Source organism: Pseudoalteromonas sp. SG45-3 (assembly GCF_014164075.1).
Classification (GTDB): domain Bacteria; phylum Pseudomonadota; class Gammaproteobacteria; order Enterobacterales; family Alteromonadaceae; genus Pseudoalteromonas; species Pseudoalteromonas distincta.
The window spans coordinates 166,440-179,899 of the sequence record NZ_JACJEN010000003.1; the positions used below are offsets into that span (position 1 = coordinate 166,440).

The 13,460-nt window shown below is 41.2% G+C and carries 10 protein-coding genes; 6 read left to right on the plus strand and 4 right to left on the minus strand.

Translation table 11 applies throughout. The annotated features are described in order from the left end of the window. Positions 1-336 precede the first annotated feature (336 nt). Genes H5126_RS05250 through H5126_RS05260 form a run of 3 tightly spaced genes read left to right on the plus strand, consistent with a single transcriptional unit; the run spans position 337 to position 4,044 of the window. Positions 337-2,190 carry a CIA30 family protein gene (locus H5126_RS05250; protein ID WP_182720915.1) on the plus strand — a complete coding sequence of 618 codons (1,854 nt, stop codon included), beginning with the start codon at positions 337-339 and terminating at the stop codon, positions 2,188-2,190. Positions 2,191-2,218: 28 nt separating this feature from the next. Then, positions 2,219-3,259, plus strand: coding sequence for a sensor histidine kinase (locus H5126_RS05255; RefSeq protein ID WP_182720916.1), 1,041 nt, complete (start codon positions 2,219-2,221; stop codon positions 3,257-3,259). Continuing rightward, on the plus strand, positions 3,256-4,044 hold the full coding sequence (locus H5126_RS05260) for a LytTR family DNA-binding domain-containing protein (RefSeq protein WP_182720917.1): 789 nt from the start codon (positions 3,256-3,258) through the stop codon (positions 4,042-4,044). The genes H5126_RS05255 and H5126_RS05260 overlap by 4 nt, the downstream gene beginning before the upstream one ends. A 13-nt stretch (positions 4,045-4,057) precedes the next feature. On the opposite strand, the gene H5126_RS05265 is transcribed toward H5126_RS05260, so the two are convergent. After that, positions 4,058-4,462 (minus strand): hypothetical protein, encoded by a 405-nt coding sequence (locus tag H5126_RS05265; protein ID WP_024597346.1) that lies wholly within the window; start codon positions 4,460-4,462, stop codon positions 4,058-4,060. A 267-nt stretch (positions 4,463-4,729) separates the two neighbouring features. On the opposite strand from H5126_RS05265, the gene uvrA reads away from it, so the two are divergent. Next, positions 4,730-7,288, plus strand: coding sequence for an excinuclease ABC subunit UvrA (uvrA, locus tag H5126_RS05270; RefSeq protein WP_182720918.1), 2,559 nt, complete (start codon positions 4,730-4,732; stop codon positions 7,286-7,288). Positions 7,289-7,340: 52 nt separating this feature from the next. On the opposite strand, the gene H5126_RS05275 is transcribed toward uvrA, so the two are convergent. The 3 genes from H5126_RS05275 to H5126_RS05285 all read right to left on the minus strand — a co-directional run bounded on the left by H5126_RS05275 (position 7,341) and on the right by H5126_RS05285 (position 11,064). Next, complete coding sequence (locus tag H5126_RS05275) at positions 7,341-7,832, minus strand: DUF2798 domain-containing protein (RefSeq protein ID WP_182692473.1); 492 nt, start codon at positions 7,830-7,832, stop codon at positions 7,341-7,343. Between the two features lie 80 nt (positions 7,833-7,912). Beyond that, positions 7,913-8,530: a LysE family translocator gene (locus tag H5126_RS05280; RefSeq protein WP_024595057.1), complete on the minus strand. Its 618-nt coding sequence runs from the start codon at positions 8,528-8,530 to the stop codon at positions 7,913-7,915. A 71-nt stretch (positions 8,531-8,601) separates the two neighbouring features. Next, entirely contained in the window at positions 8,602-11,064 is a 2,463-nt protein-coding gene (locus H5126_RS05285; RefSeq protein ID WP_154902959.1) for a prolyl oligopeptidase family serine peptidase, read from the minus strand. Between the two features lie 166 nt (positions 11,065-11,230). Here H5126_RS05285 and H5126_RS05290 point away from each other — a divergent pair, with 166 nt between their 5' ends. Next, positions 11,231-12,226 (plus strand): LacI family DNA-binding transcriptional regulator, encoded by a 996-nt coding sequence (locus tag H5126_RS05290; protein ID WP_182720919.1) that lies wholly within the window; start codon positions 11,231-11,233, stop codon positions 12,224-12,226. Next, positions 12,223-13,452 (plus strand): glycosyltransferase, encoded by a 1,230-nt coding sequence (locus H5126_RS05295; RefSeq protein WP_182720920.1) that lies wholly within the window; start codon positions 12,223-12,225, stop codon positions 13,450-13,452. The genes H5126_RS05290 and H5126_RS05295 overlap by 4 nt, the downstream gene beginning before the upstream one ends. Positions 13,453-13,460: the final 8 nt, after the last annotated feature.

The window sequence follows — 13,460 nt, forward strand, 5'->3', positions numbered from 1 at the left end:
AAGCAGGTTCGAACGTCAGCTATAGAGAAAAATGGATTCCAATTACAAGATGCTTGAGCGGCTGTTAATCGCTCCTAGCCGCCTTTAAAAGTCATTCAAACAAGATTAAATTTTAAAACCCTGTCTTAAAATAGGCATACCCGCCGAAGGGATCTATCGCTAATTCATAATATTTAGTTCAGTTAATCTGAGCGCACCACTACGTTTATTTACTTTAGTGTCGGTTCAACGGTAAATAATGTCGATTCAGATAAACATTAATGAAGCAGGTTAAAAAACTCGCTAAATTCCTTATCAACAAAACGCCAAATACCTATTTTGATAAGGAATATAGTCATGAACATTATTACAAAAACAGTTATAGCACTGAGTTTAACAAGCCACTTTAGTGCGCATGCCATTGACCTGCGAGTCGACAATATTCGTGTATACCAAAGTAATTCGCAAAGCTTTTCTGCGCCGAGTTCGCTTTATATTGACGATGGTAAAATTGTAAACGTTGCTAAAGCGACCGACCCACTACAAAACGCCGATAAAACTATTGATGCCAACAACCAATATGCAATACCTGGTTTAATTGATTTACATGTACATTTGGGTTCATCAGGCAGTAACTTTACTGAGTTTCAGTATTTGCCGGTTAAATCGCACTTTAATTCTAATTTGTATTTAGGCGTAACTAACATTGTTGATTTGTTTTCGTTTGAGCAAACCCTAAACGAAGCCGCTCAATTAGAAGAAGCCCAACTAACCCCTAACCTTTTTTATGCAGGTACATTGTTTACCAACCCTGGCGGACACGGCACGCAGTTTGGCGGTCACGCATACGAAATTGCCAAAAATGAAGACATAGCAGCGCTATGGAAAAAACATATAAGCACCCAACCCCATGTAACTAAAGCGGTTATTGAAACCTTTGGCGGTGTGGGTAAATCGTTGACTGATAGCCAATTAAGCGATCTTGGTAAGCGCTCTAAAGCGGCTAATTTACCGTATTTTGTGCATGTTTCTACACTAGATGATGGCAAACGCGCTATTAAGGCCGGTGCAACGGCTTTAGCCCACGGTATTAATAGCGAAGCGATAGATGATGAGTTTATTACGCTAATGAAACAGCATAATGTAACCTACATTCCTACCCTTGCGGTGTACTACAACCATAGCGATGAAAAGCATAACCATACTATTAGCTCACAAAACGAGTTACTAAAAACCATTCCCGAAAAGCTTCAAGAGTGCTTGTTTGAAAATGTGCCTGCGCCTTCAAAATGGAAAGAACACGCATGGAGTGAACGTAAAACCGCTTATGCAAATATTCAAAAGTTACATAAAGCTAATATCACTATAGGCACCGGCTCTGATGCCGGAAACCCATACACAATCCATGGTACAGGGCTACATAACGAGTTAGATGCACTTAAAAAAGCGGGCCTAACTAATGGTGAAATAATTAATGCAGCAACGGTTAACGGCGCACAAGCGATCAATAAAGCAGATAGTATTGGTAAGCTTGCTAAAGGCTTTGAGGCAAGCTTTATACTGCTTAAGCAAAACCCACTTGATGATATAAACCATATTCACACTATCTCAGAGGTTTATAAAGCAGGTATACAAGTAGACCGCCCAGCGCTTATTGCTCAAAACAAAGCCATAAAGCCACAAGGCCCCACTTGTAATGAAGTAATTAAAAGCAGCCAAGCGCAGCATGTTATTGATGATTTTACCGGTGATACACCATGGCAAGCCTTAAGCGACTCGGTAATGGGTGGTCAGTCTGTGGCAACGCTTACCACGCATAAAAATAGCTTAACTATAGATACAACCATTACAAAGCCAACAAGCTTTGGCGCGTGGGCAGGCGCTGAAATAAAATTTACATCACCGGCTGATGCTTCTGCATTTAAAGGCGTGCGCTTAACGTATAAAGGGTCTACCACGCCTTTTGCTTTGTCTGTTTATCATAGTGATGTAAAAGATTGGGATCACTTTAGTGTACTTTTAAAGCCGCGCGATGAATGGACCACGCTTGATATTCCCTTCACTACACTTAAACAATTTGGTTTTGGTAGCCCAGTTACGTGGTCAGCAACAGAATTAACTGGGGTTAACTTAATGTGGCGTAAAATGTCAGGCGCAAGCAATGAGCTATTAAAAAACACATTACAAATCAAAGAGCTAACTTACTTTTGAATGAGTAGCAGTCAAAACACAAAATCATTTGGGTTTTGACTGTTTTTTGATATGGTTTAATCACTTACAAAAAGAAGCACATACTATGCTCAAACATCCATTTTATAAATACAGCTTTTTTATTCTACTTATTGTAGATATTGCTTATGCCCTTGGGCTAATAATCGCGAACTCTGCCCCCTTTACTACTGGTAGTGCACTCGCTGCAACTGTGTGGTTCGTAACTTTTTACTGGCTTCCTGTTTGGAGTGCGGCAGCAGTTATTTTTTACCTTCGCAATAAACACATTAACAAAATAGCATTTGAATGGTTAATTGCAGTTGTATTTATGGCACTTGGTAATGTGCTTACCGATATATTACTCACACAGCTTTTTGATGGGCATAAATCGATGGGAGTATTTGTTGTATTTAACGGCTTACTTTGGGGATCGTGTATTTACTTTACCAGTATTTTTATTGAAAACAAAAAACGCGCAACAGCCGAAAAACACGCACTTAAACAAGCCCAACTTGCTACATTACGATATCAACTAAACCCTCATTTTATGTTTAATAGCTTAAATACAATTTCGGCCTATATTCATACAAACCCTGATTTAGCCGATGAAGTACTGCATGAACTTGCTGATATTTTAAGGTACTCCCTTGATACCGCTGAGCAACAGCAAATACCTTTACAGCAAGAGCTTACAATAATAGAAAAATACTTAAATATTGAAAAAGCACGCTTTGGCGATAAACTTCAGGTTAATTACCATATTCCCAATAGGCTTAAAGACATATCGCTACCACCGCTACTTATTCAGCCAATTATTGAAAACGCCATTAAACACAACGCCAACCAAACTTCTCTAATACTTAATATAACCCTGAGTGAGCTTCCAAACGGCGTTAAAATACAAATTAGCGATAATGGTAAGGGTTTTTCGAGCGATGTAATAAAGCACGGGCATGGCAATGGTGTAGGGATGAAAAACATACTCAAGCGCGTCAAACAACTTGGTAAAAGTAAGGTACTACTGAGCAATAATAATGGTGCAGTGGTTACGTTGGAGCTAGCACTATGAACAGCAAAAACCAGCAACATACTATTACTAAAATGCGCGTATTATTTGCCGATGACGAGCTTCCCGCTCGCGAAAAATTAAGCCATCAATTAAGTTTAATGGAGCATGTTGAATTGGTGGCTATGGCTACAAATGGCAAAGAGGCTATTACATTAATCAATGAGCTGACCCCTGATGTGGTATTACTTGATATTCAAATGCCTGAAATTAACGGCCTTGAGCTTATTGATTTACTTAACTACCAGCCCATTATTATTTACACAACCGCGTACGATCAATTTGCTATTGAAGCATTCGAGAACGCCTCAACTGACTACTTACTCAAACCTTTTCCTATTGCTAGGCTAAAAAAAGCTCTCGCCAAAGCGCAGCAGCAACTAGAGCAACAACGTGCACATACCCTAGTCAATCACGAACCCAACGAGCAAACGTTTACATTAACCAAAAACACTATAAATAAGCTCATTAGTAAAAACGGTGAGCGGATATTTTTACTCTCCCCTAGTAATATTAAATTTATTAAATCGGAGCAGGGCAATAGTTTGGCGTGGAATGGCGATACATTTCATCATTTAAGCGATACACTTGATCAGCTTGAGCATGCTTTAGCAGCACATAACTTTGTACGAATCCACCGCAGTTATTTGGTTAATATTGACCACATTAAAGAAATACAGCGCTGGTTTAATGGCAAACTTATGGTGATTGTAAATGACGATATTAAATCTGAACTAAGCACCAGCAGAGCCGGCGCAGATAAGTTAAAGCAATTGCTGCATATTTAACTTATCCAATATGCTACTGGTCGTTACTCGAATACACACTTAAAATAGGGAATTTATAATCGGCAAACGATACAGTTACCGATTGTGTTTCGTTGCCTTTAAAACCGAGTTTAAATTCCATTGGCATAAATCGGCTGCCGTCAGCAAAAAGTGCAAGTAAGTGCTCCTCGCCTAATTCTCGATTGCCCGACGATAAGTTAGTTAGCGTTATAACAGCCCAGCGTTCGCCCTCTTCATTGCTCATTAATACATAATTAACGATTTTAAAATCCCCTTTTTTAGGGGTTATGTTGCTATCGTTTGCAAACGATAAGTGCATGCTATTTGGTACTGCACGGTCAACATTTAGCGCTTTGATAGAGTCGGCTTGGCTTGCCCACGAAAGCACCAATAAAATGATCACTAAGGCTTTCTTCACTGTGAGTTCCTTTTTATTACCTAGTAAAATACCTAGTAAATTACCTAATAAATTACATAACAATAACTGTTTAAATTATATTCGCATTCCATACCTATTATGTAAACAAACAATCATCACAATTTTATCCAGCGCTTTGGCTGCGCCACTACAGACTAAGCGCTCATTCAGTGTGCTTGCGCTACTTTGAGGTAATAACGAGTGATAAGAGTAAATAATTAAAGCTAACTTAAAGTAAAAAGCGCGATTAAACAGGAGTATAAACGTATGGCAAGCACACATAAAAACTCAACAATGGATTTATCTGATCCCAGTAATAGCATTCAAGTAAGAGGGGCACGCGTTCACAACTTAAAAAATGTAGACGTTGATTTACCTCGTAACGCATTGGTTGTTTTTACAGGAATATCGGGCTCTGGAAAGTCGTCGCTTGCGTTTGGAACGCTGTTTGCTGAGTCGCAGCACCGTTATCTTGATTCAGTATCGCCTTACGCCCGAAGGTTGATAGATCAAGTTGATGAGCCCGATGTTGATTCTATTGAAGGGCTACCGCCTGCCGTTGCTTTACAGCAGCAACGCGGCGCACCGTCGGTTCGCTCATCCGTTGGCAGCATAACAACTATTTCTAACGCGCTACGTATGCTTTACTCACGCGCAGGTGAATACCCAAAAGACCAAGGTATACTTTATGCTGATGCGTTTTCGCCGAATACGCCACAAGGTGCGTGCCCAGAATGCTCAGGAATAGGCCGAGTGTTTGAAGTAACCGAAAAGCTACTTGTGCCAGACGATACAAAAACTATTCGCCAGCGCGCCATTGAAGCGTGGCCACCAGCATGGCAAGGTAAAAACCTAAGCCGTATTCTTACTTCCCTTGGTTATGACATAGACACACCTTGGAACAAACTTTCTAAAAAAGCACGGGATTGGATTTTATTTACCGACGAAACACCTACTGTGCCGGTATACCCAGATTACACCTATGAGCAAACACAGAATGCGATAAAAAATAGCGAAGATCCAAGCTACATGGGAACTTTTTCAAGCGCTAAACGCTTTGTTTTACAGTCTTTTGCTACTACCCAAAGCCCGCGTACTAAAAAGCGCGTATCGCAGTTTATGCAAATATCGCAGTGCCCTACTTGCCAAGGTAAAAAATTAAAACAAGCATCGTTAAGTGTTAAATTTGCAGGGCTCGATATTGGCGAGCTATCTCAACTTACATTAAACGAACTTGCTAAAAAATTAAGTAATGCCGCCAGCACCAAAGTAAATAAGAATACAAAAAATCCAGAGCAAGCCATTGTTACGCAGCGCATTGCCAGTGACATTCTCACTCGTATTGAAGCACTAACCATGCTTGGTTTAGGGTACTTGTCGCTTGAGCGTACAACGCCAACGCTCTCACCCGGAGAACTACAACGATTGCGACTTGCCACACAAATTCGCTCTAAATTATTTGGGGTGGTTTACGTGCTAGATGAACCTTCAGCGGGTTTACACCCTGCCGACACACAAGCACTTTTAAAAGCGCTCGACGAGTTAATAGCGGCTGGCAATTCTGTATTTGTTGTTGAGCACGATGTTAGCGTTGTTAAACATGCCGATTGGATTGTTGATGTAGGCCCTGATGCAGGTGTGCATGGTGGCAACATTATTTACAGCGGCCCTGTTGAAGGGTTAAGTAAAGTAAAAAATTCGCACACTGCCCGCCACCTTTTTGCTAAAAACGCCAGTCAAGAGTCTACTCAAAACAGCGCGCAAAAAAAGGAGCAAAGGCAGCCAAAAGCGTGGTTAAAATTAGCTGATATTGAGCGTAACAATCTTAAAAAACTCAATGCAGAATTTCCACTGGGTGTTATGACAACCGTTACTGGGGTTTCGGGCTCGGGTAAATCAAGCCTAGTAAGCCAAGCGTTAGTAGAACTTGTTTACGAAGCACTTGGGCAAAAAGTAATACCGGAAGCCCCCACCGACGAAGCCGACCTACTCGAACAAGAACTGCAAACACACACCAGCGGAAAAATCATTGAAGGAATAAATAATATAAGCCGCCTGATTACCGTAAATCAAAAAGCGATTGGCCGTACCCCTCGTTCAAACTTAGCTACCTATACGGGTTTATTTGATCATGTGCGTAAACTATTTGCTTCTACCCAAAAAGCGAAAGAGCGCCGTTACGATGCTGGTCGCTTTTCGTTTAATGTTGCTAAAGGTCGCTGTAAAAACTGTGAAGGCGTTGGCTTTGTGAGTATAGAGCTGCTGTTTTTACCTAGCGTTTATTCACCTTGCCAAGTGTGTCATGGCAAACGTTATAACGAGCAAACACTTGAGGTTACATATCGTGATAAAAACATCAGCGATATTCTAGATTTAACGGTTGAATCGGCATATACCTTTTTTGAAAATGAGCCTGCAATACTGCGATCACTCGATGCACTTATGCAAGTAGGTCTTGGGTATTTACGTTTAGGGCAACCTGCCACTGAGCTTTCGGGCGGTGAAGCGCAGCGTATTAAATTAGCAACGGAGCTGCAACGTACGCAGCGCGGTAACACACTTTATATTCTTGATGAGCCAACTACAGGCCTGCATCCATCGGATGTATCAATGTTAATGTCGCAGTTAAATAAATTAGTTGATGCTGGCAATACCGTCATTATGGTTGAACACGATATGCAAGTAGCCCGCAATAGTGACTGGGTTATTGATGTAGGACCCGGTGCTGGCGAAGAAGGCGGCTTAATTGTAGCGCAAGGGAAACCTACAGAGGTAGCCCAATCTAAAATAAGCCGAACAGCACCTTTTTTGAATCGTGCAATTTAAAGAGCAGGTAAACACTAAATAACAAAAAAGAGCCAATGGCTCTTTTTTGTTATTAGCTTTTTAAAAAGCGTTCTATTTTAGGTTTTACCGTAACCGACATTATCAGCATTATAGTTAAACCTATTGGTAATGCGGCTAATAACCCTTCAGCCCATCCAGTTACAAATACACGCATATCTGCATAGCCAATATTATTAGTAGCGGTAACAAACGCCATAACCGACTCCATGATCAGCGCCATAAAAACACTAATCACTAAATTACGTTTTAGCTCGCTACTACTAGGCAATAACTTATTAACTAGCTTATGCATTAAGGTCATCATTACAAAACCAACAGGCGCCATAACCAATACTGCACTTATAAATGAGGTAAACCAATCTGCATAAAAATGCTCTGTAACACCCACATTCACATAAGTCATAATGCCAGTTAGAGTACCGCCAATTAAGGTAATAATACTTACCATAACCAGTATTTTATAAATTACAGGTGTTTTTTTAGGCTCAACCATTACTGGGTTTGCTGATACGGGTGTACTCATTTTTGGGCATGCCTTAAGCGTTAAATAGATGACAAAATCAACTATAACAAATTAATTGACAATATCAACCACTTTTTGAGCTAACCAAAAATAAGCCAAATTCCAACTAACCCCATTAAACTACCAGCAATACGGTTCATCCATTTAATATTATCACCACGGCTTAAAAATAAACGTAAGCTTTTACCGCCTGTTGCGTAAGCTAACATACTTAAAAACTCGGTGGTCATTATAACACCAAGCAATACTAAAAGCTGAGGGGCTACAGCATGCTCAACACTTATAAAGGGTGGCAGTAGTGAAATCATAAACGCCCACCCTTTAGGGTTAGCAATTGCGGTTACAAAACCTTGCGTAAATAACGACTTCCTACTTACGTCACTTGGTTTTGAGGTATCGACCGACATTTTTCCTTTGGCTCGCCACATGTTAACGCCAATATAAATTAAGTACGCACCGCCTACCCACTTTAAAATAGCAAACGCATCTGGGTAATTTAGCATTACGCTTGCAACACCTAATACCGCAGCTATGGCAACACTTGCGACACCTAACAGCTCGCCTATCATCATCCATAATGTGCGGCGCACGCCAATGCTCATACCGAGTGTCATGGCAAGGGTCATACACATACCAGGCGTTATCGACACAAAAAAGAAGGTAGGAATAAAAACCGCAAGTGCTGCTACATCAATCATTAATTTACTCTCATATTAAAAGCAAAAACGCGGCTATAAGTAGCCGCGCTGTTGCTTACTCATTTTTATTACTATTGACCAGCACTTACCACGGGGTCAGTAATAACCTCTACTGGCTCTGCTGTATCATTTAACAAATACTTATCTAACCACTGTTCTTGTTCCCACAACACATGTAATAAGCTTTTACGCGCACGGTAACCATGTGCTTCATAAGGGAGCATTACTAAGCGAGCATCTTTACCTAAACCTTTAAGGGCTGCGTACATGCGCTCACTTTGCATTGGGAAGGTTCCTGAATTAGGATCTTCTTGGCCGTGGATCATTAGCATTGGTTCGTTAATTTTTTCAGCATGGAAAAACGGCGACATATTAGCGTACACACTTTGTGCTTGCCAAAAATCACGCTCTTCTCCTTGAAAACCAAACGGCGTTAATGTGCGGTTATACGCGCCACTGCGAGCAATACCTGTTTTAAATAAATCGCTATGAGCCAATAAGTTAGCAACCATAAATGCACCATACGAGTGCCCTGCTATGGCTATTTTGTTTTTATCGGCAATACCTTTTTTAACCAATACATCAACAGCTGCTTGCGCACTTGATACTAACTGCTTTCTAAAGTTATCGTTTGGCTCGCTGCCATCAATACCCACTATTGGCATTTTAGGGTCGTCAAACACGGCAATACCTTTAGCAAGGTAAGGCATTGGGCCCCAATAACCAATGTAGGTAAACGCATAAGGCGATTCGCGTACTTGCGATGCAACCGCTTTATCTTTGTATTCAAGTGGGTAAGCCCACATAAGTACCGGTAACGGGCCTTGTGTTTTATCGTACCCTGGTGGTAAATAAAGCGTGCCCGAAAGCTCAACGCCGTCGTCGCGTTTATAACGTAATTGCTCTTTAGTTACGCCTTTAAATGCAGGGTACGGATGCTCAAATGTCGTTAGTTGCGTTAACGTGTCGTTATCTAAATCACGTATAAAAAAGTTAGGTTGCTCAGTTTTAGATTCGCGAATAGTAATAAAGCGCTCACCTTCGTCATCAAGTAGTGCACGAACACGCTCATAGTATGGCGCTTCTGATTGCCATAAACGCTTGCTGCTATTTGTTTTAACATCGTACCTATCTAAAAACGGCACATTACCTTGCTCTGAAGCACCATTACCGCGCAGGTAAATATAACGCCCGCCTACAATTTTAATTACGTTTGCGCCTAAATCGTTGCGCTCGTAAATGGCATTACCCGGGTCTTTGTACGCATCGTTGTAACTACGCTCTGAAAATAGCACGCGGTTTCTGTCGGCATTTCGTGGTTGCACTATGTAAGTACGTACTTGGCGATCGCTAAAGCGCCAGTCTGTCAGCATTGCTACGTTTTCGTTGCCCCACTCCATTCCCGCATAACGGCGCTCTACTTTGGCAAATAATTTAGGCTCGCGTTTAAATGGTGCACGTAAGCTGTAAACATAATCATGATGCTCAACGTCGGTTTTCATGTCGCCGCCATCTTGCGCCTCGGCCCAAATAACTTCAGCACCTTGATCGGCTCGCCATTCAAAATCACGGCGGCCAGTGCGTACACTGTCGTAACCTTGTGGAATATTATCGGCAAGTGGCTGTTTTGCCAGCTCTGCTAATGCATAGCCGCGCATGCCCCATATTTGCCACGTGCTTGCAAAGCGGCTGTAAGGCACTTGATACGAAAACGGCTCATTAATACCGGCAACTAAAATATTGGTAGAATCAGGTGATACTGAAAACGATTTAAATAAAGAAGGGCTACCTATTGCTTGAGTATTGCCATCAAGCGTTATGTAAGCCAATTGCCCTTGCCCGTAAAACTTAAACTGTGATTCATCAAACGGGCTGGTTAATAAATTTTGGTAAGTACGTGCTGGCGCTTTTTCGCCAGTACTTTGTTGAATAACAGGCACTACATTTTGGCTGTTATTTTCAAGCCTTGGTTTACCAAAATTAACAGCAAGATTTGCAACAATGGCGCTGCTATCTGGCAGCCATTTATATGGCGATGCAGTTAGTACCGAATTTAACGCAGCACTAGTTAACTCTTTTGCTTGTTTGGTTTCAACGCTGTAAAGCCATAAGTTGGCTTGGGTTGGCTGCTCAACAACAAAGGCTAAATATTTACTATTAGATGACCATTTAGGTGAGCGGATAATGCCATTAGGTAAGTTGTTAATGCTAATAACCGACCCGCTTTGAACATGCTTTAGCTCCACGGCACTAAATTTGGCACTCACACGAGAGCGCGAAAAATTAGCGGGGTTTAGCTTAATACCTGCAAGCTTAAGCTCTTCTTTTGCAAGTTCATCAAGGGTTACTACACGTTTGCGCTCAAAAAGCGCTAGCCACTGGCCATCGCTCGATAAGTAACTAGTGGGTGCTAACTTAGCGTCAACCAATGCTGCAAGTTCGGGTGATGGGGTTTGATAGCCCTGCTCGGCGTAACTTGTTGGGACTAATGCCGCACAACAAATAAAGACAACTAACAGCCTAAAAGCGCTCATGTTTTTATCCTTTTGTTATTTTTTACTCTTATAGGCGTATATAAACACGTTTTGCTTTGTTCATAAAGTATTAAGGTAAGTTAAACACCTCTAAAAGATGACTTAATAGTGCTGATTAAGCTAAACTACAGCGCTATTTATTCACCACTGCGGTACTTAAAATACAATGCATAACAAAGCCAAATCAGTCACCATTTTTGATGTTGCAGAGCGTGCTGGTGTATCAAAATCAACCGTATCGTTGGTACTTACCCAAAGCGATAAAGTGGGCAATAAAAGTAAACAAAAAATACTAAAAGCGATAGATGAGCTAGGGTACGTTTATAATCGTGATGCCGCTGCTATGCGCTCAAAACGCTCTAACTTAGTGGCCATAGTAATAAATGATTTAACTAACCCAGCTATGGCACACCTTGCTACCAGCTTAGAACTTTTGTTAAACGACAATGGCTTACAAGCCATGATTGTAAGCAGTAATAATAGCCTTGAGCTACAAGCAAACGCAGTTAAAAACTTAAAAGAATACAACGCGGCTGCATTTATTATTTGCCCCGTTGCTAATACTTGCCCCAAATGGCTTGATGCGCTCAGCGCGCAACACAAAGTAATTACCTTAATGAGTGAAGTGCCCTTTAGCGCAGCTCCGTGTGTATTACCCGACTATAAAAAAGCCAGCCACGTAGCCAGTATGCATTTACTCGCACAAGGCGTGACAAACATAGCATTTATAAGCAGTGAACTTACTTTAAGTGATTCACAAGCACTGCAAAGTGGCTTTAATACCGCATGCGCGCAGCACAGCATTACACCATTAGCACCCATTGACTGCGCAGTAAACACAGCCCTTAGCGCTAAAAATGCATTTATAGAAGCATATAAACACAACCCCACATTAAACGCAGTGGTGTGTGCAAACGATATTATTGCTCAAGGTGTTATTGCCGCTATTAACTCATTAACTAATCACTGTATTAAAGTAGTGAGTTGCCACCACATTCCTAATAGCGCGGTTATAAATAATCACTTAACCACCGTGGCTATTAGTACAACTGATATAGCTAAGCGGTGCCTTTTAATACTCCAAGAGCTACTACAAAATACAGTCCCGCCAGTAAAAACACTGGTAAATGTAAACTTACAAATTAGAGATTCTAGCCAATGAAAAAAGTGCTGGTAATTGGCTACGTATGGCCAGAGCCAAATTCGTCTGCTGCGGGAACGCACATGATGTCGTTATTAAATGCATTTAGAGCGCAAAACTGGGACGTTGAATTTGCAACGCCCGCGCAGCGCACCGACCACATGGTAAACCTTGACGACTTTGGTATAACCAGCCAAAGCATTGCACTAAACTGCGATAGCTTTGACGAATACGTTAAAGCCTATAACCCAGATATAGTCATGTTTGACCGCTTTATGATGGAAGAACAATTTGGCTGGCGCGTCGATAAACATTGCCCAAATGCCATTAAAATATTAGATACCGAAGATTTACAATGCCTACGTAATGCACGCCACGAAGCGTTTAAAGGTGAGCGCGAGTTTACAACCAGCGATTTACACTCAGACATAGCAAAACGAGAAATTGCCGCTATTTTACGCTGCGACCTAAGCTTAATTATTTCAAGTTATGAAATGAGCCTGCTAAACAGCGTATTTAAAATAGAGCCAAGCTTATTACACCATTTACCATTTATGGTCGATTTAAGCTCACTGCCTACAAGTACAAAAACGTTTGAGCAGCGCCAGCACTTTATGACCATAGGTAACTTTAGACACGCACCAAACTGGGATGCTGTACTTTATTTGCAAAAAATATGGCCACTTATTCGCAAGCAACTCCCAAAAGCAGAACTACATATTTATGGCTCCTACCCACCACCAAAAGCCACGGCACTAAATAACCCTAAAACAGGGTTTTTAATAAAAGGCTGGGCCGATAATGCGTTTGATGTAATGCAAAGCGCACGCGTATGTTTAGCACCACTTCGTTTTGGTGCAGGCATTAAAGGTAAATTACTTGAAGCCATGATTATGCAAACACCCAGCGTTACCACCTATATTGGTGCAGAGGGCATGCATAACGATTTACCATGGCCTGGTAAAATAGCCAACACCGCCGACGATTTTGCCAATGCTGCTGTTGAAATGTACACCAATCAAAGTGACTTTGAACAAGCGCAGCAAGATGGCAACACGCTCCTTAATACGCTTTACGATAAAGCACAATTGAGTACGGTGTTAATTAAAAAAATCGATTCAATAAGTAGCGATTTAGAGGCTCATCGCGAAAAAAACTTTACAGGCCAAATGCTCAAACATCATACAATGCGCAGCACTCAATACATGTCGCAATGGATAGCTGAAAAAAATAAAAAATTAGATTAAAAATGACT